Annotated in this window: 28 protein-coding genes and 2 pseudogenes; 21 read left to right on the forward strand and 9 right to left on the reverse strand. The window is 33.0% G+C overall.

Going from position 1 to position 22,229, the window contains the following annotated elements:
* Positions 1-37: 37 nt before the first annotated feature.
* Genes I5818_RS10825 through I5818_RS10835 form a run of 3 tightly spaced genes read left to right on the forward strand, consistent with a single transcriptional unit; the run spans position 38 to position 2,035 of the window.
* Complete coding sequence (locus I5818_RS10825) at positions 38-733, forward strand: anthrax toxin lethal factor-related metalloendopeptidase (RefSeq protein WP_058006412.1); 696 nt, start codon at positions 38-40, stop codon at positions 731-733.
* 19 nt (positions 734-752) lie between these two features.
* A complete protein-coding gene (locus I5818_RS10830; RefSeq protein ID WP_058006411.1) occupies positions 753-1,547 on the forward strand; it encodes a thymidylate synthase in 795 nt (264 codons plus the stop codon).
* The gene (locus tag I5818_RS10835) at positions 1,544-2,035 is read left to right on the forward strand and encodes a dihydrofolate reductase (protein ID WP_058006410.1); all 492 of its coding nucleotides are present in this window, start codon (positions 1,544-1,546) and stop codon (positions 2,033-2,035) included. Before I5818_RS10830 ends, I5818_RS10835 begins: the two co-directional genes overlap by 4 nt.
* A gap of 81 nt (positions 2,036-2,116) precedes the next feature.
* Here I5818_RS10835 and trhA read toward each other — a convergent pair whose 3' ends face one another.
* Positions 2,117-2,752 (reverse strand): PAQR family membrane homeostasis protein TrhA, encoded by a 636-nt coding sequence (gene trhA, locus I5818_RS10840; protein ID WP_058006409.1) that lies wholly within the window; start codon positions 2,750-2,752, stop codon positions 2,117-2,119.
* 189 nt (positions 2,753-2,941) lie between these two features.
* Here trhA and I5818_RS10845 point away from each other — a divergent pair, with 189 nt between their 5' ends.
* The 3 genes from I5818_RS10845 to I5818_RS10855 all read left to right on the forward strand — a co-directional run bounded on the left by I5818_RS10845 (position 2,942) and on the right by I5818_RS10855 (position 5,376).
* Positions 2,942-3,904 carry a nucleoside hydrolase gene (locus I5818_RS10845; protein ID WP_058006408.1) on the forward strand — a complete coding sequence of 321 codons (963 nt, stop codon included), beginning with the start codon at positions 2,942-2,944 and terminating at the stop codon, positions 3,902-3,904.
* A gap of 84 nt (positions 3,905-3,988) precedes the next feature.
* On the forward strand, positions 3,989-4,777 hold the full coding sequence (locus tag I5818_RS10850) for an SGNH/GDSL hydrolase family protein (RefSeq protein WP_058006407.1): 789 nt from the start codon (positions 3,989-3,991) through the stop codon (positions 4,775-4,777).
* 23 nt (positions 4,778-4,800) lie between these two features.
* A complete protein-coding gene (locus tag I5818_RS10855) occupies positions 4,801-5,376 on the forward strand; it encodes a YpmS family protein (protein ID WP_058006406.1) in 576 nt (191 codons plus the stop codon).
* A 258-nt stretch (positions 5,377-5,634) separates the two neighbouring features.
* Here I5818_RS10855 and I5818_RS10860 read toward each other — a convergent pair whose 3' ends face one another.
* Positions 5,635-6,327: a DUF4397 domain-containing protein gene (locus I5818_RS10860; protein ID WP_180212140.1), complete on the reverse strand. Its 693-nt coding sequence runs from the start codon at positions 6,325-6,327 to the stop codon at positions 5,635-5,637.
* A 138-nt stretch (positions 6,328-6,465) separates the two neighbouring features.
* Between I5818_RS10860 and msrA the strand changes: the two genes are divergently transcribed.
* The 3 genes and pseudogenes from msrA to I5818_RS26430 form a co-directional block, all read left to right on the forward strand.
* A complete protein-coding gene (msrA, locus tag I5818_RS10865) occupies positions 6,466-7,002 on the forward strand; it encodes a peptide-methionine (S)-S-oxide reductase MsrA (protein WP_310795790.1) in 537 nt (178 codons plus the stop codon).
* Complete coding sequence (gene msrB / locus I5818_RS10870) at positions 6,992-7,429, forward strand: peptide-methionine (R)-S-oxide reductase MsrB (RefSeq protein ID WP_058006403.1); 438 nt, start codon at positions 6,992-6,994, stop codon at positions 7,427-7,429. Before msrA ends, msrB begins: the two co-directional genes overlap by 11 nt.
* 161 nt (positions 7,430-7,590) lie before the next feature.
* A pseudogene (locus I5818_RS26430) lies at positions 7,591-7,680 on the forward strand (YjcZ family sporulation protein); the annotation flags it as partial.
* A 43-nt stretch (positions 7,681-7,723) separates the two neighbouring features.
* On the opposite strand, the gene I5818_RS10880 reads toward I5818_RS26430, so the two are convergent.
* The gene (locus I5818_RS10880; protein WP_235813419.1) at positions 7,724-9,568 is read right to left on the reverse strand and encodes a HAMP domain-containing methyl-accepting chemotaxis protein; all 1,845 of its coding nucleotides are present in this window, start codon (positions 9,566-9,568) and stop codon (positions 7,724-7,726) included.
* Between the two features lie 255 nt (positions 9,569-9,823).
* Here I5818_RS10880 and I5818_RS10885 point away from each other — a divergent pair, with 255 nt between their 5' ends.
* Positions 9,824-10,045 (forward strand): YozE family protein, encoded by a 222-nt coding sequence (locus I5818_RS10885; protein WP_058006402.1) that lies wholly within the window; start codon positions 9,824-9,826, stop codon positions 10,043-10,045.
* A 372-nt stretch (positions 10,046-10,417) separates the two neighbouring features.
* Complete coding sequence (locus I5818_RS10890) at positions 10,418-11,077, forward strand: hypothetical protein (protein WP_071975547.1); 660 nt, start codon at positions 10,418-10,420, stop codon at positions 11,075-11,077.
* 39 nt (positions 11,078-11,116) lie between these two features.
* On the opposite strand, the gene I5818_RS10895 is transcribed toward I5818_RS10890, so the two are convergent.
* A complete protein-coding gene (locus I5818_RS10895) occupies positions 11,117-11,254 on the reverse strand; it encodes a hypothetical protein (RefSeq protein WP_158022186.1) in 138 nt (45 codons plus the stop codon).
* Positions 11,255-11,394: 140 nt separating this feature from the next.
* On the opposite strand from I5818_RS10895, the gene I5818_RS10900 reads away from it, so the two are divergent.
* A complete protein-coding gene (locus I5818_RS10900; protein ID WP_058004326.1) occupies positions 11,395-11,574 on the forward strand; it encodes a YozD family protein in 180 nt (59 codons plus the stop codon).
* A gap of 300 nt (positions 11,575-11,874) precedes the next feature.
* Here the strand turns inward: I5818_RS10900 and I5818_RS10905 are convergent, their stop codons facing one another.
* The gene (locus I5818_RS10905) at positions 11,875-12,000 is read right to left on the reverse strand and encodes a hypothetical protein (RefSeq protein WP_139254839.1); all 126 of its coding nucleotides are present in this window, start codon (positions 11,998-12,000) and stop codon (positions 11,875-11,877) included.
* 133 nt (positions 12,001-12,133) lie between these two features.
* On the opposite strand from I5818_RS10905, the gene deoD reads away from it, so the two are divergent.
* The 3 genes from deoD to I5818_RS10920 all read left to right on the forward strand — a co-directional run bounded on the left by deoD (position 12,134) and on the right by I5818_RS10920 (position 15,563).
* Positions 12,134-12,832: a purine-nucleoside phosphorylase gene (deoD, locus tag I5818_RS10910; protein WP_058004327.1), complete on the forward strand. Its 699-nt coding sequence runs from the start codon at positions 12,134-12,136 to the stop codon at positions 12,830-12,832.
* Positions 12,833-13,120: 288 nt separating this feature from the next.
* Positions 13,121-13,924 carry a M15 family metallopeptidase gene (locus tag I5818_RS10915; protein ID WP_058004328.1) on the forward strand — a complete coding sequence of 268 codons (804 nt, stop codon included), beginning with the start codon at positions 13,121-13,123 and terminating at the stop codon, positions 13,922-13,924.
* A 172-nt stretch (positions 13,925-14,096) separates the two neighbouring features.
* Positions 14,097-15,563 carry a lmo1851 family serine protease gene (locus I5818_RS10920; protein WP_446719811.1) on the forward strand — a complete coding sequence of 489 codons (1,467 nt, stop codon included), beginning with the start codon at positions 14,097-14,099 and terminating at the stop codon, positions 15,561-15,563.
* Positions 15,564-15,606: 43 nt separating this feature from the next.
* Here the strand turns inward: I5818_RS10920 and I5818_RS10925 are convergent, their stop codons facing one another.
* Positions 15,607-15,852 carry a hypothetical protein gene (locus I5818_RS10925; RefSeq protein WP_058004330.1) on the reverse strand — a complete coding sequence of 82 codons (246 nt, stop codon included), beginning with the start codon at positions 15,850-15,852 and terminating at the stop codon, positions 15,607-15,609.
* Between the two features lie 95 nt (positions 15,853-15,947).
* Between I5818_RS10925 and I5818_RS10930 the strand changes: the two genes are divergently transcribed.
* The 5 genes and pseudogenes from I5818_RS10930 to I5818_RS26035 all read left to right on the forward strand — a co-directional run.
* Positions 15,948-16,214, forward strand: coding sequence for a hypothetical protein (locus tag I5818_RS10930; protein WP_058004331.1), 267 nt, complete (start codon positions 15,948-15,950; stop codon positions 16,212-16,214).
* A gap of 345 nt (positions 16,215-16,559) precedes the next feature.
* Complete coding sequence (locus tag I5818_RS10935) at positions 16,560-17,309, forward strand: CAP domain-containing protein (protein ID WP_058004332.1); 750 nt, start codon at positions 16,560-16,562, stop codon at positions 17,307-17,309.
* 438 nt (positions 17,310-17,747) lie between these two features.
* Entirely contained in the window at positions 17,748-17,894 is a 147-nt protein-coding gene (locus tag I5818_RS10940; RefSeq protein WP_071975549.1) for a DUF2639 domain-containing protein, read from the forward strand.
* A gap of 76 nt (positions 17,895-17,970) precedes the next feature.
* Entirely contained in the window at positions 17,971-18,522 is a 552-nt protein-coding gene (locus I5818_RS26030) for a helix-turn-helix domain-containing protein (protein WP_058002529.1), read from the forward strand.
* Positions 18,486-19,373: pseudogene (locus I5818_RS26035) on the forward strand (IS3 family transposase); the annotation flags it as partial. The gene I5818_RS26030 and the pseudogene I5818_RS26035, both read left to right, overlap by 37 nt.
* Before the next feature lie 48 nt (positions 19,374-19,421).
* Here the strand turns inward: I5818_RS26035 and I5818_RS10950 are convergent.
* From I5818_RS10950 to I5818_RS10960, 3 genes are all read right to left on the reverse strand, one after another.
* Positions 19,422-19,985 carry a GNAT family N-acetyltransferase gene (locus I5818_RS10950; protein WP_058004333.1) on the reverse strand — a complete coding sequence of 188 codons (564 nt, stop codon included), beginning with the start codon at positions 19,983-19,985 and terminating at the stop codon, positions 19,422-19,424.
* Between the two features lie 271 nt (positions 19,986-20,256).
* Positions 20,257-20,871, reverse strand: a complete 615-nt coding sequence (gene uptA, locus I5818_RS10955) for an undecaprenyl phosphate transporter UptA (protein WP_078109923.1) — start codon at positions 20,869-20,871, stop codon at positions 20,257-20,259.
* Positions 20,872-21,654, reverse strand: a complete 783-nt coding sequence (locus tag I5818_RS10960) for an undecaprenyl-diphosphate phosphatase (protein WP_058004334.1) — start codon at positions 21,652-21,654, stop codon at positions 20,872-20,874.
* A 157-nt stretch (positions 21,655-21,811) separates the two neighbouring features.
* Here I5818_RS10960 and I5818_RS10965 point away from each other — a divergent pair, with 157 nt between their 5' ends.
* Positions 21,812-22,135 (forward strand): DUF4870 domain-containing protein, encoded by a 324-nt coding sequence (locus tag I5818_RS10965; protein WP_058004335.1) that lies wholly within the window; start codon positions 21,812-21,814, stop codon positions 22,133-22,135.
* Positions 22,136-22,229: the final 94 nt, after the last annotated feature.

The following is a 22,229-nucleotide window of genomic DNA, read 5'->3' on the forward strand; positions in this document are numbered from 1 at the left end:
TATAATGAAATTATTATACTAGTTGGAAGTGAAGCCAATGGGGAAATACTTAATGATTAGTCTTTTAATCTTTTCTTTAGTGCTGCTGCAAGGAAATTCAAAACCTGATATTGATGGAATTCTATTGAAAAATTCAAAGATACTTCAAACGCTGAACTTGAAATCGGGCAAGCAATTAAAAAATATAATCATTTTACCAAATCATAAAAATTATAATTATGGGGAAGTAAAAAAAATTATTTCTAGATTGGACCATTTACCATCATCTATGCTAAATAGGGCAATGCTAGCGGGCATAAAAGTTAAACTATTCGATGGCAAGCTCACAGATAATCCCTCAGCTGCTTTTTTAAAAGGAATAACCCCAAGAGGTTATCAGGATCGGTCCATGACTTGGGATAAAGTTCCGGGTATTGGTGGCTCACAAATTGTATTAGTGAAGATTGGAAGTAGTGAACAAGGAATGGGGCATGGTTCTGTAAATTTAGAGCTTCATGAAATGGCCCATTCATTAGAACGATTTCTCTATTCTTCCAATGATAAAAAAAGGAATTTTAAGTACATTTGGAAAGAGGAAGCACCATTATTATTCCCCCATACACAATATTTTTTAACATATCCAGAAGAATATTTTGCAGAAACCTTTGCGATGTACTACTATAATAAAGTAACGAAAAATGAATTAAGGCGATTAGCACCAAGCACATACACCTATATTTCACTTCTTCAGTAGAATTGGGGGATATCAAGTAATGAAACAGTATTTAGATTTATGTCAACATGTACTAGAAACTGGAGTAACTAAAGAGGATCGCACTGGAACAGGTACTATTAGTACATTTGGTTATCAAATGCGCTTTGATCTTCAACAGGGTTTTCCGCTTTTAACGACAAAAAAGCTACATATGAAATCAATCATACATGAACTTCTGTGGATGTTAAAAGGGGATACGAACATTAGCTATCTCCAAGAAAATGGTGTAAGGATTTGGAATGAATGGGCTGACGAAAATGGTAATCTTGGTCCCATTTACGGACATCAGTGGCGCTCATGGACTGGAGCTGATGGAACAACCGTTGATCAGATAGTCGAAGTGATTCAACAAATTAAAACCAATCCTGATTCACGGAGAATGATTGTGAATGCTTGGAATGTAGCAGAAATTGATAAAATGGCGCTTCCGCCATGCCATTGTTTCTTTCAGTTTTATGTAGCAAATGGAAAATTATCATGTCAATTATATCAACGCTCAGCAGATATTTTCTTGGGCGTTCCATTTAATATAGCATCATATGCATTATTAACGATGATGATTGCACAAGTATGTGATTTAGAACCGGGTGAATTTGTGCATACTCTAGGGGATGCACATATTTATAAAAATCATATCGAACAAATCCAGTTGCAATTAACAAGAGAACCACGTGCTCTACCGAAAATGGTTATAAATCCTAATGTAACAAATATTTTTGATTTTAAATATGAAGACTTCGAGATTCAAGCATATGACCCACATCCACATATAAAAGGAGTGGTAAGTGTATGATTTCTTTTTTATGGGCACAGGATGAAAAAGGGGTTATTGGGCGAAATAATCAGTTACCATGGCATATTCCCGAGGATTTAAAATATTTTAAACGAACAACGATGGGACACCCCATTGTGATGGGACGGAAAACTTTCGACTCCATTGGGAAACCACTACCTGGAAGACAAAATATTATCATCACTCGAGATGTAGATTTTAAGGCTGATGGTTGCTTAATATTTCAGTCTAAACAGCAGCTACTAGAATGGGCATCTAGGAATGCTCCAAATGAGATTTTTGTTACCGGGGGAGCGGAAATTTTTGGCTTACTGATGGATGAGGTGGATCGGTTGTATGTTACAAAAATCTACCATGATATTGAGGGAGATACGTATTTTCCAATCATCGAGTGGGATGAATGGGATTTAGTCTCATCAGAAACAGGTCTAAAAAATAAGGATAATCCTTATGATTATGAATTTCAGGTGTATCAAAGAAAACCGTGAACATATTTTGTTCACGGTTTTCTACATTTCTAAGTGATATCGTATTAATGTTGTTGTTCAATGATTGTTTTACATCAAGATTTACACAAAGTATAAGACACAAAAGTACATAAATGCATTTCCGCCTATGACAAATAAATGCCAAATTGCATGAGAGTATGGCAATCTTCGCCATATATAAAAAATTGCACCAATTGTGTAGAGGATTCCACCAGTTAAAAGTAAACCAAAGCCAGTACCAGTAAGACTAGCATAAAGGGGTTTAATGGCAATAATAACAAGCCACCCCATTAAAATGTAAAATAGAGTAGAGAGGATTCGGAATCGGTGAATCATAAAACATTTAAAAGTAATTCCTAATAAGGCAAGACCCCAAATGATTCCGAATAATGTCCACCCGAATGCTCCATTAATAGATATTAAAACAAGTGGAGTATATGTGCCGGCGATTAATAGATAAATAGCCGAATGATCGAGAATAGCAAATACCTTGCGGGCTCTAGATGGCTTAAAGCTGTGAAGCATAGTTGAAAATAAATAAAGCAATAACATAGTTGTTCCAAAAATAATGAAACTAACCATATATACAGGATTATTTTTTTGTGCTGCAAAGATAATAAGCATAACTAATGCAGGAATACTTAATAAAAATCCTATACCATGAGTAATTGCATTTGCGAGCTCTTCTTTCCAATCATAGAAATAAGTACTATTCAATTAGTTTACCTCCTTCTATAACCATTACAATTTAGCGATTTTTCCTTCATAACTTATCCATATGATAACTGTTTCTACAATGTTAAGCAAACTTTTCCTAGGATGCTCAATTAATAGAGCCAATCCTTTTTTTAAAACATGCTTTAAAACCAAGCCTTCTCACATAGATGTAAGTAAGGAGATGAGATCATGAAGAAAAAAAAGGTTCTTTTTTTTAGTGATTTCGGTGTCGATGATATGCTTGCAGGAATATATGCCTATTTTAGTGAAGAAATAGAGCTTGTTGGCTTTGTAGCAGATTATGGGAATGTTTCAAGAGAAGATGCTTTGCGGAATGTTAAATTTTTTCAACAACTAACAGGAATTTATGATGTACCCGTCTTCGGTGGTGCGGTGATTCCTCTTACTGGAGAAAGCCCCGTTTACTATCCTGAAATACATGGACCATCTGGTTTAGGTCCGATAATACCCGAACTATATACACAAAATTCATTGGAAAATTTCAATAGCATTAATGATGTGATAAAAAAATATGAAAATGAACTAATTATTTTTAGTGCTGGCAGACTAACTTCGTTGGCAACAATGTTTATTTTATATCCAGAAATGATGAAAAAAGTGAAAGGAATCTATATGATGGGTGGTGCTTTTCAATCACCAGGCAATGTAACACCAGTTGCCGAAGCGAATATTTTTAGTGATCCTTACGCTGCCAATCTAGTCATGCAGTTATCTCCTATTAAGATTCATATTGTTCCGTTGGATGTGACCAAATATGCTATTCTTACTCCAGAGCTTGTGAACGAATTGCATACTCATTATAGTATGACAAAAAATAAAGTTGGACAATTGATTAAACCTATGATCGATTTTTATTTCAATTATTATAAAAAAATGAATCCAAAATTAATAGGTAGTCCCATACATGACTTATTTGCCATTTGGTCTATAAGTGATTATGCCGATATAAAGTTTGTTGATGTTCCGGTGAAAATTTGTGTGACAAAAGGGGATGCTTATGGTCAAAGTCTAGGAGATTTTCGCGAAACCATTATGAAGGCACCATGGCCAGTCCATCATATTGCCCAACAATTTAACTATTCTCTTTTTATTAAACAGGTGATTGAAACATTAACTGCAATCAAAAGTTAAAAAGTATGAAAAATTACCTTTAAAAATGTTTGACCCTTAATTTACGTGTTATAATAAAACAATGTAAAAGTGGGGTGATGTATAATGAAAAGAATTCTCACCTTCCTTTTTGCTACTATGTTATTTGTGTCAGGTTGTTCGAGTGGAGCAGCAGAACATGCATTAAAGAGCATAGATGTTCAAGATAAAAAAAATCCTCCATCTAGTTTTATTCCAAAGGATGTGGAAATAGTCTCTGTTGGTGATTCATTAACTCAAGGTGTGGGTGATAGTACAAATCAGGGTGGATATATTCCATATTTGAAAAAAGATCTTGAAACATTAAAAGAGGTAAGGTCAGCGAACTTTCAAAATTATGGTGTCAAAGGGAATCGTACCGATCAATTAGAAAAAAGACTAGATCAAAAGGAAATAAAAAAAGCGATTAAAAAAGCAGATTTAGTTATTATAACAATCGGTGGAAATGATGTAATGCAAGTGTTTAAAGATAATTTTTCAAGTCTTCAAGTATCTAAATTTGAACAGGCATTAGTAGGTTACAAAAAAAGACTTGGAGAAATCATTGAAACAATTCGAGAAAATAATCCTGAAACGGGGATTGTACTTGTTGGTATATATAATCCATTTATAAAATGGTTTTCGGATATTAAAGAAGTGGATGAAATCATTAAGGAATGGAATCAAGCCAGTGAACAAATTTTGGCTAAATATAGTAAAACAAAGTTTATTCCAATCTTCGATATATTTGAAAATCAAGAAGAGGACTTACTGTATACCGATTATTTTCATCCAAATGATCATGGCTATAAGCTAATGGCGAAACGAATCTTTAGTTATTTAGACAATAATAAATTAGCTCAATTCATAGAGTAATATGGTGCAAGGGAAGAGATATAATGAAAAAAAGTCGATGGAAAATCGCATTTTTTAGTTTATTAGTCCTGAATATTTTGATTGTCGGTTTACTATCATATTTCATTTTTAGTCCCGGTGTTAATGAGATTCCAAAATATAATGTCAAAGAATCTGATAAAATCAACTTAAAAGTAAAATCGAATAAAAAAGACTTAACGAATTTAATTAACCATTATATTCAAAAGGAGAATTTAAACGGTCCGATAGATTATAGTGTAAATTTAGATAATGAAGTTGAGCTTTTTGGAACAATGCAAATTTTTTCAGAGGATGTCCAATTAAAAATGACTTTTGAACCAGTAGCACTAAAAAACGGTGACTTATTATTAAAGCAAAAATCGATTTTAATTGGAGATCTAAATTTACCTGTTTCATATGTGTTGAAATTTATTCAAAAGTCATATAAACTACCCGAATGGGTAACGATTGTACCGAATGAAGAAGTAATCTATGTCGGTTTACATGATTTAAAGGTAAATAATATGACTGTACGAGCAAATACATTTGATTTAGAAAATGATGATATTGAATTTTCCTTACAAGTACCAATGAACTAACCAATATGTATATAAAATTACACATCGATAGGAAAGGATTAAACTATTAATCCTTTCTTTTTTATTGGCTGTTTTCATATAGTGCCTTTTGTAAAAGCCCAGCTGCGGGAAATTTACTTCTATTATAGGCTTTTTGCAGTTCTTATTTAGCTGTAGCTCTTTTCTCAGTGAAATGAAGGGAAGTTCTTCAACGGATGTTTATTAGTTGAAAGGTTTCTTAAATAGCTACTATGTTTGAGAAGAGAGGCTTTTTATTATTTAATAGATGATTACAGAGTGATTAAGTAACACAATACTATAATGAAGATTGGGCTTGAAAGTAGTATTAGTTATTTCTCTAATGGTTTCTTTTGTTAAAGAATCTTTTATTTCGAGATCGACAGTCATTGGGGTTAAAGTTAAGTAAGGTGTAGCCTCTTTAAATCCAATTGTAGAGAAAAGAGTGTTTCCATTTTTAATAGAAACATCGATATTCTTATAAAATGGGCTTAAATTGATAACACGTATATTTGTGATTGGTGATTGTATTTTATTATCATCAATATATTCAAGAAGTTGATAGGTTTTGTCTTTACTAATGAGAGGTAATGTATAATGATTATTTTCTTTGAGTTTCACCTCCTTTCGAATAATTGGAGTAGATGTAGATCCTTGTGGATAAATCTCTATTAAATAAATACCAACAGGTAAGGTTATATATTGACTAATTTCTTTAAAAGAAAAATTATAAAGTATTTTCTTTCCATTTAAATAAACGTCTACACCCTTTAAGCTTTGTGTTGCATGTAGAAAACGTATAAAAATTGGCGGAAGATAGATTTGTCTATTAACGTTAGTAGGTAAATGTTTAGGAAAAACCCTAACAGAATTTAAAGTATTTAGTAATGAGGTAGAATTTGAGTGAATATAAGGATTTCCTAAATGATGAAAAAAATACGATTGATCTGCCATACTATTCTCTCCATTCATTAAATACGATGGTTACCGTTGTCATTGTATTCGTTATCATCTGTAAATGTTTCCTATTATTTGTGCATTAATAAAAAAAAGCGTAATATTTATTTTAAATAGATGGAAAGGATGAGAAATTTGCAAACGGAAAAGGCTACTTTTGCAGGTGGTTGCTTTTGGTGTATGGTAAAGCCATTTCATGAACAACCAGGCATAGAGAGTGTTGTTTCAGGATATACGGGAGGAAGAACAGAGAACCCTACATATGAAGAGGTATGCTCGGGAACAACTGGTCATACTGAAGCTGTTCAAATCACATTCCACCCAGATACTTTTTCGTATGAAAAGTTATTAGAAGTATATTGGCAGCAAATTGATCCTACAGATGAATATGGACAATTCTTTGATCGAGGAATCTCGTATCAGCCTGCCATTTATTATCATAACGAACATCAGCAGCAATTAGCATTAAAATCGAAGAACGATTTACAGACAAGTGGGAGATTTGATAAACCTATTGTAGTTAAAATTCTACCAGCAACAGCATTTTATCCGGCGGAAGATTATCATCAGGATTACTATAAGAAAAATCCTTCACATTATAACGCGTACAATGAAGGATCAGGAAGAGCGTCATTTATTCGAAAGCATTGGAGTGATATTCATGAAAAATGAGGAAATCAAATCTAAATTAAATCCGTTACAATATGAAGTGACACAAAATAATGGCACAGAACCACCGTTCCGAAATGAATATTGGGATCAATTTGCTGAAGGAATTTATGTTGATATTGTCTCTGGAAAACCACTATTCAGTTCCAAAGATAAGTTCGATGCAGGGTGTGGTTGGCCTAGTTTTACAAAACCAATTGTTGAAGAAGAAATTATGGAAAAAAGAGATACAAGTCATGGGATGATACGTACTGAAGTAAGAAGTAAAACGGCAGATTCACACCTAGGGCATGTATTTGATGATGGTCCAGGACCAACAAAGCTTCGTTATTGCATAAATTCAGCTGCTTTGAGATTTATCCCGAAAGATAAGCTTAAAGAAGAGGGATATGATGAATGGGCTTCTTTGTTTGAGGATCACAAAGAATAAGAAGAATGTTCAAAAAATATGGGCAAATACACATACAAAAAATAGGTTATCATCATACCTTAGCATTGACAAAAAAATGAGGAGTGAAAGGTATGTACTACGGACATGATAACTGCTGTTATCCAACATATAATTATGCCCCATGTGGTTATGGATATGGTGGTGGATACAGAAATGGTTTTGCTCTAATTGTTGTTCTATTTATTCTTTTAATTATTATTGGCGCAAGCTGGATAGGACCTAAATGTTAAATATAAAATGGGGAGGTAAAACCTCCCCATTTCTATTTGTGTATTAAATTTTAAAATTAGATATAAGTGATCTTAAGTTTTCAGCTTGCTTAGATAGTTCAGATGCAGATGCTGTAACTTCCTCCATAGCTGCTGAACCTTCCTCTGAGGCAGCTGCAGTTGTTTCAGTATGAGAAGCTGTAATTTCAGCGATCTCACTAACAGCGGTGAATGAAGTGGAGACCTCTTGGCTAAGAAGTAACGTCTGTTCAATCTGTGCGACCATTTCGGCAACTACATCATTCGTTTGAGTAGACTGTTGCAAAATTCTTTGAAGTGACTGATTGGTTTCGTTTGATATTTCAACTCCAGCAACAACAGCTTGAACACCATCTTTATTTTGGCTTATGATTCTGTGCACTTCATCTTGAATTGCGTATACAATCTTTGTTACTTCTTTTGCTGCTCCTTGAGATTGTTCTGCCAGCTTTCTCACTTCATCAGCTACCACTGCAAAGCCACGTCCATGTTCACCAGCACGTGCTGCCTCAATAGCAGCATTTAGTGCCAAGAGATTTGTTTGTTCAGCAATACCTGTAATCGTGTTTATAATTTTGGTGATTTCATCAGACTTTTTCCCAAGAGCTTCCACAGTTGTGCTAGTACTAGCCATCGTTTCCTCAATGCCCATAATTTCATTGGATGCTTTTTTGACGGATTCACTACCAGTTACGGCAGCTGACTGCATTTGCATAGCAGCAGTTTTTACTCGATCAGCCTGTGAATGTAATGAATGGACTAGTTTCTCTAAATTCTTCATCTTACTCAAAGACTCATCCATTTGAGTGGTTGTTTTTTCACTTCCAGTTGCAATCTCACTTGATGTTTCAGCAATTGACAGAATGGTTTTAGAGGTTTCTTCAGCTGATGCTAGTAATTCTTCACTACTAGCTGAAACATTCTCAGACATTGCAGATACTCTTTTTACAAGTTCAGCAATTCCTTCAATTAAAGTATTTGTATCTTTAGCTAAGTCTGAAAGTTCATCATTTGACTTAACAACAATCCTCTTGGTTAGATCTCCTCCAGCATTTGCTATATCAAGTATGGATCGACTGATTTTTCTTACACTTGTAACAATATTTTTAGACAAAATGATTGCAAGTACAACAGATAAAATTAGTGCTAAAGAGGATAATCCAATGGTTACTATTTTTGCAATATTTGCTTGAGTATGTAAGTTGTCAATTCGTTGCTTTGTAGATTTCGATTCTGCTTCAATTAGAGCCTGGATATTATCATTCATTTGCTTCATATAATCTTGGCCTCTAGCAGACTGTACTTCTTTGCCAGCTTCATCGATTGTCCAAAAATCACGAATTTGTATAACCTTGTTAACCCACTCAACCCAGAATTGATAGGAATTTTCAATACCGTCCAGTTTATTTAATTGATCTTTGTTGTTTTTTAACAATTTTTGTAGATCTTTGATTAATACACCTGCATGGTCTTTTTCTTTTTCTAACGTCTTTAAGAATGTTTTATCTCCAGAAGCAACATAGCTTAATTCTGCAGATTCAATTTTTAAGGAAGTGTTTTCAATGTCTTTTACTTTATCATGAATAACTAAATCCTTATTTACCACTCTATCAATTTCAGATTCAAGCTTAGACATATTGATATAGGAAGTAGTAGTTAGAATCATTAATAGTATGGTCAGAATACTAAAGGACACTACAACCTTTCCACGTATTGTTTGTAAATAAGATATGATTTTTCCTTTTTGAGCATTTGTTTTTTGCTTTTTATTATCTGATTTTTGAAAGAGGGTCTTTTTCCCTAGTGTTGTTTTTTTGTTCTTTTTTGGTATATGACTTTTTTCCTTTATTCTCTTTTGTTGTTTTTTCACCAAACCTTTTCCCCCTTTTTCCCTTTATAACTGAATTTAAAAACTATTAATAATTATCATTTTAACCTGAGTGAACTGAATTATCTAGTAATTAAAAAATAATTTTGTCGAAAAAGAAAGAAAATTTATGTGAAAAAAGTGATAGAACATTCGTCATGTGTTTAAAAATTTGACTAGATAAAATATAATAGAGGAGATTTTTATTTCTCACTAAATTATTTTTTTATATAGTGAATCAATAAGGGGGTCACAAAGTTGAATCAATCTTTTTACCACTTTTTAATAAAATATCGTGATCCAAAACCAAAGGATAGTTTATCTGAATTTGCTAATTATGCTTATGAAGATCATTCATTTCCGAAAGGATTATCTGACTATCATGAATTGAGTACCTACCTAGAATTAAATGGGCACTACCTACAGTCAATGAAGGTATTTGATGACGCATGGGAACTTTATGTAAATGAAAAAAAATAATAAAAAGGCGTTTCTTATCATTTTTAGCAAATATGGTAAGAAGGCCTTTTTTTATTTTAATTAAGGCTCTTTTTGCAAACCTTTTTTCTATTTAGGTAATGTATTACCTATGAAAACAAGTTGAAGAAGGATAAGTCCTTTTTCCATTGAGAAAAAGCCTGGCAATGTCATAAAAACTGCGAAATGCCTATTTAAGTGTAAAAGCTGGAAATAAAGCAATATACAACGCCAAACTATACGAAATTTGCCTGAATATAATAAGTATAAATAAATACATAAATTAAAATGACAAACGAATAACCAAACCGAAAAGAAATCAATTGCATATACTGACTAATAATACTTAGATAGTAAATAAGGAGACGGGAGGATATGGATGAATATGGCAGATCAAAATTTGAGATAGGGGATATTGTTGTAATTATCAGATATGGTTCTGTTGGTAAAATAACAAGTATTAAATTTGTGGATGGACAATTATTGTATGAAGTTAATGAGAGTGGTGGCTTATTTAATGAAAATGGAATTATGTTACTAGCAGACTATAAAGGTGAATTATTTGATAAGGAACAAATTGATATAGAATATAAATTCTTTTTTGGAGATTTAGTTCAAGTTAAAGGATATAGAGAAGAGATATTTAAGGTAGTAGGCTTTCGTACAGAAATTTGGCGTTATCAGGAAGACGCATGGGAAGATATTATTTACGAGCTAACAAGAATACATGATGGAGAATGGCTAGAAGCGGATGAAGCGGAATTAATTTTAGTCGCTGATTCTGAACATGCTGACAGCTTTTTAAAAAAGTTTGGCTTTGTTTACCCAATTAAAAAAACAAAAAAACCATTGAATATCTCAACGTCAAAGGAACAACTTTCCCATAAAATTGACTGTTTGTTAGATAAATACAATGATTATAAAGCACTTTATTTATTATTTCAGGACGATGAATATCTCTCTTGCATACATTCAATTGAAAAACAATTGCACCATCTTACAATAGCAAAAAACAAAAGATTAAAAAAACAATAGGCGAGCAATTATTTATATTACTAAGGTTGGAAAAGTAAGTTAACTTAACAGTAAATAAAGTGATAAAGCAATAAAAGAAAGGATGAAAGATTTAAATAATAATGATAAAATAATGTCCATGAATTGAATGATTTTGATTTCGATATGATTGGCGGATTCGTTAGATAAACGATTCATACTTATTGCCCCCTAGTCTTTGTAAAGAATGATTTATTCTATCCATATGCTTGTCCTATTAAATTGATGACTATTATCAAGTTATTCTGCATAATTTTTTGTTATAAAACATACATTGTAAATCAGAGGAGGCGATTTTGATGAAGGAAATCGAAGTATTTATTGATACAGAAGAAATTGCTGAGTTTTTCTTTCAAGAATTAATCAAGAGGGGATATGCCCCTAAGGAAGAAGAGGTAGAAGAAATCGCCGACATAACATTTGATTACTTAATTGCAAAATCCATAATCGATGAGGAATCTGAGGATGACCTTTATTAGAAAGGAATTAGAGGTAATAACTCAAGAATAATTAATCAATTGGGGGTCTGACACCATTTAAATGGCAATATCTCATTAGATATTGTATTTAAGGATCAGACCCCTTTGCTTTTTTGTAGATGACCATTTTTTTTATAATTAAGAATATAGATAATTTTTATATGAAAGTTACTTTGCAGTCTCTCATCATCGTGTATGTTAGTTTATTCACTTTCACCGTATGAAAACAAAGTTTATACTTCCTATGGACATTTCCCCACAAAAAGTGATTGGAATTGAGTAGGTACTTACACATTTGTTTTATTTTTTTCGGCTTTGTGCTGAAAATTCTTTTCCATGAGCTTCATGCTCTGCGATTATTTGCTCTGCAGGAATATGATTATTTTTCTTCTGACCATTTATCCGATTACGGTTTTTTTTGCCCATGATGATCCTCCTTTTAGTACATTACATTTTTAGTATTGCCTAAAACCACTTCGACATTCTTACAAACAATATTTGCATCCTTGCCAGGAAAACATTACAATGAAAACATTGGTATTTTGGAGGAGGAAATAAAATGAGTGTACATATTAATGCGAAAGAAAATGAAATTGCGGAAACAGTCCTATTACCGGGAGATCCTCTAAGAGCTAAGTATATAGCGGAAACATTCCTTGAAAATGTAACTTGCTACAACGAAGTTCGCAATATGTTTGGTTATACAGGTATGTATAAAGGGAAAAGAGTGTCTGTTCAAGGAACAGGTATGGGTGTGCCTTCGATTTCAATTTATATTAATGAATTAATGCAAAGCTATAATGTCCAAAATCTAATAAGAGTTGGGACATGTGGTGCGATTCAAAAGGATGTTAAGGTAAGAGACGTGATATTAGCAATGTCTGCGTCTACTGATTCACAAATGAATAAACTAACATTTAATGGAATTGATTATGCGCCAACAGCAAATTTTGATTTATTAAAGAAAGCATATGATGGCGGACTAGAAAAAGGATTGAACCTGAAAGTAGGAAATGTATTTACCGCTGACATGTTTTATAATGATAATGCAGAACATGAAAAATGGGCAAAATACGGTATATTAGCCATTGAAATGGAAACAGCCGCTCTTTATACACTAGCAGCAAAATTCGATCGTAAAGCATTATCTGTCCTAACTGTAAGTGATCATTTATTAACTGGTGAAGAAACGACTTCTGAAGAGAGACAAACTACTTTTAATGACATGATTGAAGTTGCTTTATCTACACTTGTCTAATAATCGGTAAAGTATATTACATAGCAGTCTTATGTGGAAAATGAGACTATCTCATAAGTGTTTTACATCATCTTTCTTGGTAATGAATTTTTAGTGAGAGATGGTTTTAAAAACATGCTTTTGAGATGGTCTTTCTTTATTCATTTTCCTCTAGCGGACTTTCCTCTGATTTGATAATATTTACTTATGTTTTTCAAAGGCTATTTTCTAATTTTTTGGTGCGTTTGATAGAATTAAGCATCAAATTTTTATGAAAAGAAGCCTCAAAAGGAAGAGAAAGGTGAAATTATGAAACGAATTGTATCAGTTGCAGCAGTTCTTCTTCTATTAGGTGGTTGTAGTGGGGGACAGAATCATGAGAAAGATGCATCCAAAAATTCACAGCAAACTAGTAACCATGAACAAGCAAATGCAGAAAATGGTACGAAAACAAAAGAAAAAAATAATGATTTGCTATTGGAATCAAAGTATTTTAATCAAATCAAAGAAGTAAATGGTCAAAAAATGATAGAAAACACATCTAATATATTATCATTAGTTAATAAAGAATATTCGATAGGGAGTTATGTTCCTAATGACTTAGTCCGCCCAAAGGTGAAATTTTCATTTGGTGACCAAGATATAGAAAAAAGCTATATGAGACAGGAAGCTGCAACTGCATTAGAAAAAATGTTCAGTGAAGCTGAAAAAAATGGGATATATTTATTTGCTTCATCTGGGTATCGTTCCTATGAAAGACAAAAAGCGATTTTAAATAATGAAATTGCAAATGTAGGGAAAGAAAAAGCTGAGCAAGCAGTAGCCACTCCAGGCCAAAGTGAACATCAGACAGGACTTGCGATGGATATTACTAGCGAAAGTGAAAATTATCTTCTCTCTGAAAATTTTGGGAAACAAAAAGAGGGGATTTGGCTAAGAGAACATGCTCATGAATTTGGTTTTATTCTGCGCTACCCTAAAGATAAAGAAAACATTACGGGTTATGAATATGAACCATGGCATTTCCGATATGTTGGAAAAAAGGCAGCTGCTGTTATTTATAAAAATGGATGGACTCTAGAAGAGTATTTTCAGCATGTTGAGAAAATGTAAGGCAGGCTTGGCCTGCTTTTTCTTTGGCTGTTTTAATGAGAAACTGTTAATAGGAAGGAAGATAGGAATTAAAAGCTTTTCTTCCTTATAATCAAAAAAACTGATAAAATAAAGAAGTTAGTATTTGAAAATATAACTTGTAATGTACTTGGTTATGAAAGTGGTGAAAGTCTTGGAAAATGAGAAAAAAGAAGTAGAGTCTCAAGAAACACAGACAGCACAAACAAATGGATATATTCGAATTAGAAAATTTAAATTTGTCATGCTAATTTTTGTTCTTGTTTTTGCTACAGCCGGAGTGACAACCTTTGCTTTAGCATTTGGTGATGATAAGCCTGTTAAAGTTGCTGTAAATCAAAGAACGGAATTCAATAAATTATATGATACTTATGATCAATTGAAGAAAAATTATTATAAAGATCTGAATAATGATAAATTAATAAATGGTGCAATTAACGGAATGCTTGACTCATTAGATGACCCTTATTCTGATTATATGACTAAAGAGGAAGCAGCACAATTTCATGAGAGCATTTCATCCTCCTTCCAAGGAATTGGTGCAGAGATACAGGAAAAGGATGGTTATATTGTTGTTGTCTCTCCAATCAAAGGTTCACCTGCTGAAAAAATTGGTTTAAAACCAAATGATAAAATTTTAGCTGTTGATGGAAAAAGTATTAGAGGAATGAGCGCCAATGAAGCGGTCCTGTTGATTCGCGGTGAAAAAGGATCCAAAGTAACTTTAACGATTCAAAAAGCTGGGTCAAGTGAATCAACAAAGATTACGATCACCCGAGATGATATTCCGGTCAATACGGTTTATTCCGAAATGCTGGAAAATGGTGTTGCAAAAATCCAAATCACTAGCTTTTCTGAGAATACGTATAATGAACTATTAAATGGATTAAAAGATATGGAATCTAAGGGAATGAAATCACTGATATTAGATTTGCGTCAAAATCCAGGTGGTTTATTAGACCAAGCAATTAAAATTTCAAATCTTTTTGTTCCAGAAGGCAAGAAAATTGTTCAAATTGAAGATAAAAAAGGGAAGCGTGAAGAGTTTGTCGCTGAAGATGGTAAAAAAATTAATGTTCCAGTTGCAGTAATTATTGATAATGGAAGTGCAAGTGCTTCAGAAATCCTTGCTGCTGCTGTTAAAGAGTCTGCTGGTATACCATTAGTTGGGCAAAAGTCATTTGGTAAAGGAACTGTACAATCTGCCACCGATTTTAAAGATGGGTCTAATATGAAAATTACAACAGCAAAATGGCTAACGCCAGATGCAAACTGGATTCATCAAAAAGGGATCAAACCAGATTATGAAGTAAGTCTACCAAAATATGCGGATCTACCAATTATAAATCCAGATACTAAAATCGAAATGTCATCAATTTCATCTGATGTGAAGGCTGCGGAAGAAATGCTCAAGGCATTAGGCTACAACCCAGGGAAAGTTGATGGATTCTTTGATCAGGATACAGAGGCTGCTGTTAAAGAGTTTCAAAAGAAGAATAATTTAAAAGAAACTGGTGTTTTACAAGGAGAAACAACACTTCAATTGATGAATCAATTGAGAGAAGATATTGTTAAAAATGACACACAGGTCAAAAAAGCAATTAGTATTTTGAAAAAATAGGAACATAAAATGAGGCTGTCTGAAACTTTCAGACAGCCATTTCTTATCGTTTATACTCACCAAATTTCAAAAAGGTTGTTTCGTCTTCTACTAGCCCACACGCTCCACATTGAACCCTATATTCAGGGCCTTTAAAGGAAATATGGAATAGATCAGATGCTTCATTTCCATATTGCTCAATGATTTCACCAGTTTTTGGATCCATTTTAACTGCCTGCGGAACTTGCTGAATGATATTAAATCGGGTTCTATTCGTTTTACAATTTGGACAACAATAGGGACCATGCATATGAATATCCTCCAATCTTTTTTAATTATTGGGTTAGAATACCCAATAATTTGGAGAGTATTCGGAAGAATAAACTAAAAAGAGGAGAAATTGAAGTGAATGATGAAAAATTATTAGAGGTGTATTTGAGCATTTGGAAAAATCGTAAAAGTACAAATTGTCATTCTAAATCAGAAGAACAATTAAAAGCTGCTGTGTTAAGTGAGTTATTAGATGAGCAAACACACCCGAGGCTTAGAGTAAGTAAAGAGACAAAATTCTTTTTTGCTGTCCAGAGGATATCTAATTCCTCCTTGGATTTATCTGAAAAAATGGGATTGATTAATTATTTTATAAAACAAATGGAAGGTTTACGGGGTTAATGATAATTAACCTCTATTCTTTTTACTTAAACTACATGTTTGAAATTTAATTGTAATAATCGTTATATGTAGCGCTCATTTTAAAACCTGTCAATAGAAAAAACCTGTTAATATATGGTTTGTTTTAGGATTAGTTGGTAAACTTTCCGATGTAAGTAAATGAAGTTGAAAAAAGATAAATCTATTAATATAGCTATTTATATATAAATTTTATATGAAAATAACATAAAATGACTCTTTTAAAATGAAAATAGTAGTCTCTTCCAAGTTTATTACAAAAAAGCTGTGATATGATTTTCATGTAAGACAAACACATATCGCAGATCTCAAGGAGGAGAAATTACGATGAAAAAAACAATTATTACTACTGCAACTGCATTTGCACTTCTTGCGACACCATTTGTAAACAAAGCTGATGCTGCTACATTTCAAAATGATTCACATAAAACTGTTAATATAGCAAAATATGAATATAAAGTAGAAAATGCAAAAGATTTACAATCTCTAATCAATCAGATTATGACTAAATATAATGTAAGCTATAATCAAGCAAAAAACATTACTCAACAAAAAACAACTGAAAATACAAAAAAACCAGTATCAAAACCTGCGAAACCTCAAGCTTCCCAAAATAAACCAGTAGTTAATCAAAATAAACCGTCTACATCACAGACGACAAAGCCAACTACTTCAACCAATCAATCAGCAGGAGATACTTTAAATGCTTCTGAAAAGCAAGTAGTAGAGTTAGTTAATAAAGAACGTGCGAAACAAGGATTACCTGCATTGAAAATTGATAATGAACTAAGTAAGGTCGCACGAGTTAAATCAAATGATATGGCTACAAATAAATATTTTGATCATACAAGTCCTACTTATGGATCACCATTTGATATGATGAAGAAATTTGGCATTAAATATTCAACAGCGGGTGAAAATATTGCTATGGGTCAACGTACACCTGAAGAAGTTATGAAAGCTTGGATGAATAGTGACGGTCACCGTGCGAATATTTTAAATAAAAACTATACACATATTGGTGTAGGTTATGTAGCGAATGGAAATTATTGGACACAAGAATTTATCGGAAAATAAATAATTGACTAGAGCCCCTGTTATGGGGTTCTTTTTGTTATTTTATCATTTTAATCAAATGCTGCTTTCGAAAAATTTGTTGTTTATGAAAAAACCTAACTGGCCTGCTTTTTCCTCCGATAAAAGAGTCTAGGTTTCTAATGGAGATTGCTACTCTTTTCTCAGTAAAATGTAAGACGCTGTGATTTTTAGCTCAGAGTTAAATTTTACTTAAATAGCAACAATGTTATAGAAAAGCCTAATCAAAAATAATAGTAAAAGTTAATGTATATTTGAATCGATATGATCTATACCTATGTTATTGTTAACTTATCATTAAATTAAAAGATTACATTTAACGTAAATGGTCTTCGAAAGAAATATGATTTAGCTAAACATATTTCATCTAATGCTCACATATATTGTATGGACAAGCATTTTGAGAGGGGAGACCTGTCCATGGCATATAAGTATTCTAAAGGTTGGTATGTAATGCAATTAAAAAACAGAGGAATCCGTTATCATCCTGTAGGTAGAAAAAAACTAGAACTTTATAAAACATGGGTGGTAAGAAATCTATATAATGAATTAAATTCAAAAGAATAGGGAACTAAAAAAAGGATGACATGTTGATGTGCACCCCAAAAGTTAGACCAAAAATCTAACTTTTGGGGTGTTTTTTATGGTCAAATACGATGAAGGATTTAAGCAACAAGTTGTAGATGCTTATCTTTCAGGAGAAGGTGGCTATGATTCCATAGCTAAAAAGTTTGGAGTTAGAAGCTCAACGAATGTGGCAAAATGGGTTAATACCTTTAGGCAATTTGGAAAGGATGGTTTTCTTAGAAAGAAATCCCCGACTACTTATCCTGTTCAATTTAAGTTAGATGTCCTAAACTATAAATTAAGAACAGGAGAATCCTTTGAATCAGTTGCTATAAAATTCGGCATTCATGAGCCACCAATGATTGCAAATTGGATGCGTACATGGCAAAACGAAGGCATTGAAGGACTCTCTAAACTAAGGGGGCGTCCATCAATGTCAAATAAACAAAAGAAGAAAAACTCAGAGAAAAAGTTAACGAAAGAACAACAACTTGAAAAAGAGATAGAGTTACTTCGTGCGGAGAATGCCTATTTAAAAAAGCTCCGAGCTTCAGGGATAAATATTCCGAGCCGACTGCTAAAACAGAATCGAGAGTCATCCATGAACTCAGAAAAAAATTCAAACTAGCCGTTATCCTTGAAGCAACAGGTTTTCCAAAGGCAACTTATATGTACTGGCAAAAACGATTTGATGAACCTAGTCCAGATGAAGAAATAGAAAAGGTTATTAAAGAAATCGTTGATAAACATACAGGAAATTATGGATATCGTCGAATTGATATGGAATTACGTAAGCGTGGTTATGTTGTAAATCACAAGAAAATTCTACGGATTACAAATAAACTCGGCATTACTTGTAAATCCTTCACACGTAAGTCTCGTAAATTTAGTACTTACAAAGGAACGATCGGTAAGATTGCGAAGAACCTTATCCACCGTAGATTTGATACAAACATTCCACATCAAAAAATGACAACTGATACATCAGAATTTAGATACTACACGGCCGATTCTAAAGGAAATATGAACATCAAGAAAGCCTATTTAGATCCATTTTTAGATATGTATAACGGTGAAATTCTATCCTTTAGGGTATCAGAACGACCAAATTCAAAAGCTATAATGGAGGCTTTAGATGAAGCCATTGAACGAACAAAAGATTGCCCATATAGAACAACTGTTCACTCTGATCAAGGGTGGGCATATCAAATGAAAGCATATGTAAAAAAACTAAAAGATAATAATATATTTCAAAGCATGTCCAGAAAGGGTAACTGTCTAGATAATTCACCTATGGAAAATTTCTTTGGCATTATGAAGCAAGAAATGTACTACGGTAGAATTTATCACTCTTTTGAAGAGTTAAAACAGGCTATTATAAACTATATTTATTATTATAATAATGAACGAATAAAAGCAAAATTGGCTGGCATGAGCCCGGTTGAATACCGTCTTCATACCAGCCGATTAGCTGCTTAAATATTTAGTCTAACTTTTGGGGTTCAGTACATGTGAGTCATCCTTTTTTTAAGCTTCTAAAGCTTGCGTATCTTCTTTGATAGACGAGTTTCGCATCATATGAAGTGAGAAAAGATCTTTTGATATTTCGTAAAGATCATAAATATAACCTGTTGAATTTAGTTGTTCGAACACAGATTTTCTCGTTTCATTGGCTTTTATTGTATAGGGTAATTTTTCAGCCGCTTTTCTTGAACGAATATTTTCTTTTCGAATTCTCATAAAAATGGTTTCAATACCTAATTCATAAAATACTTCGTTAAAAAAAGCTTCCTTTGCTAATTGGTTATAGCCTTTACCGTGATAAGGTTTTCCAATCCATGTACCTAGAAAACCTGCATTATCCTCTATATCATATAAATTAATGGTTCCAATTGGATTTTCCCATTCGTCTGTGATCGTACGAGAAATTAATTTTCCATGTTCTTCGGCCTCGATTATTTGCTTCGTTAAAAAAAGAAATTCATCATGTGAATATGCCTTATGACGTACAAAAGGGAAGACTTCTGGGTGCACCATCAAATCAAAAAGAATTTGACTCTCTTGGCCAATTAATTCACGTTTCTTGAGCATGTTATCCCCTCCACAGAGGGCAGATTTCACCTAAATAGGTCAGCCTCACCCTCGAAATTTTTTAAAGTTACGTAAAAAATTTCGGGGTGGGAATCGAACCCACTAGGACCAGTCAAGAAACTTTGCTGGTGGCGCACCATTTGCCTTCCCTAATTGCAGTATATACGTTTATGTGTGTATTTCTTTTTGTATCTTACAATAAAAATTTAAAATTGAAAATAGGTTTTTTGTTAATTTTTTTTGACTATTTTTCCCTCGATTCGACATTCTGTTATTTAGATCTATATCTTCTAAAATAATGGTAGAAGAAATAGAGGGTCAAGGATGCTACAGCAATGAATACAATCGGTTTAATGTAAGCAGTTGCAACCTCACTGATTGTGTTCCAATGTTGGTTTAACTGCATTCCTATAAGAAGGAACAGGATGGTCCATGGCAACATAGCTGCAATCGTATATAAAAGAAATTGGTAGAACGGCATCCTAGCGATGCCCGCTGGAATCGAGATAGCATGTCGAACGATGGGGATAAATCTTGCTAGGAAAATAACAATTGTACCATATCTTTCGAACCAAGATTCAGCAGCATCTAAGTGATTTCTTTTAATCAAAAGGAAACGCCCATATTTTTCAAAAAATGGTCTGCCACCATAGCTACCTAACCAATACAAAAAAACTTGTGCCATTGTCCCACCTATGATTCCCGCTAACAAGGCAGAAAAAAATGAAATTTTCCCACCAGAAATGAGAAACCCACCATAGCCTAATACGATTTCACTAGGGATCACTTCAATCATAAGGGCAAAAGCAATTCCGAAAAAACCATGTTGGCCAAGTGTTTCTAATGTGTTTGTTATCCATTCGCTAGACAATACCCTCAACTCCATTTAAAAAATTCCCAACCATTGCAATAGAATGATGGAGATTCCAAGTGTCCAAACATAATAGGCAAAGATTTTCAAAGATTTTCTCTTTAAAAAATTGACCATTCCAACAATTGCTAGATACCCAAAGATGGCTGATGCAATTGTACCGATAAGAAGTCCAAATAAAGTAACGGATTCAACTTGTCCTACTATAAGATCTTTTCCTTGTAGAACTATCCCACCTAAAATGGCTGGAGTTGATAACAAAAAAGAAAAATATGCTGCTGTTTGTCTATCCAATTTTCTCATCAATCCGGCAGCAATCGTTAATCCTGATCTTGATAAGGCCGGGAAGATTGCAGCAGCTTGAAATGTGCCAATGATTAGCGCGTCGGAATATTTGATATCTTCAAGCTTTTTACTACCCTTTTTTGCTTTCTCTGCAAACCAAAGCACCCCTCCAGTTACGAGAAATTCCCAACCAATTGTTACCCCAGTTTTAGAGATTTCTTCAAAGTAATCTTTTAGTGAAAATCCGACGATCACTGCAGGAATTGTACCAATCACCATAATGAGGCTCAATTTGCTAAATGGGTGACGTATCATTTTCCATAAATCATCCTTATAAACCACAATAATTGCAAGAAGAGTACCTACATGGAGCATTGTATCAAGAAAAAGGCCAGCTTCATCTAATCCAAATAGATGTCTTCCAATATACAAATGTCCGGTACTTGAGATTGGCAGAAACTCAGTTAAACCTTGGATAATTCCTAAAATGAACGCCTCAATATTGGATAACATATAATCACCTACTTCTTGAGTAAAATAAATATGGACAACTATAATAAACATATGCAAGTCCGATGGAAATAATAATGAAGAAAAAATTTTCCGAAATGAAACTAAAAGTGAAAATTTAACGTATATTCACTAGTAAGAATAAAAGGAGGGGTTATCATTGGTATCACAAGAGGAAAAATTATTAGCAGCTGGAATATATATCACAAGCTTTTTTACAACGATCATAGGTCCTTTAATCATATGGTTAATTAAAAAAGACGATTCTGAATTTATTAATGCACATGGAAAAGCATACTTTAATTTTATTATTTCTTATTTTATATACAGTATTATTTTCGGGATTCTCGTTATCGTTCTAATTGGAATTGTATTGCTTTGGTTACTTGGAATCGTTGTATTTGTATTTACGATCATAGGTGCCGTCAAAGCCTTTCAGGGTGAGCGTTATAAAATTCCTTTTACCTTTGAATGGATTAAATAAATCTGTTTTAAAGAATGACTGAAGTTGTGGTCATTCTTTTTTTTTGGCTCTTTTTTCAAATATTGTTGCTATTTATGTAAAGTAATACCTAATA

Source organism: Heyndrickxia oleronia, from assembly GCF_017809215.1.
Taxonomy (GTDB): Bacteria; Bacillota; Bacilli; order Bacillales; family Bacillaceae_C; genus Heyndrickxia; species Heyndrickxia oleronia.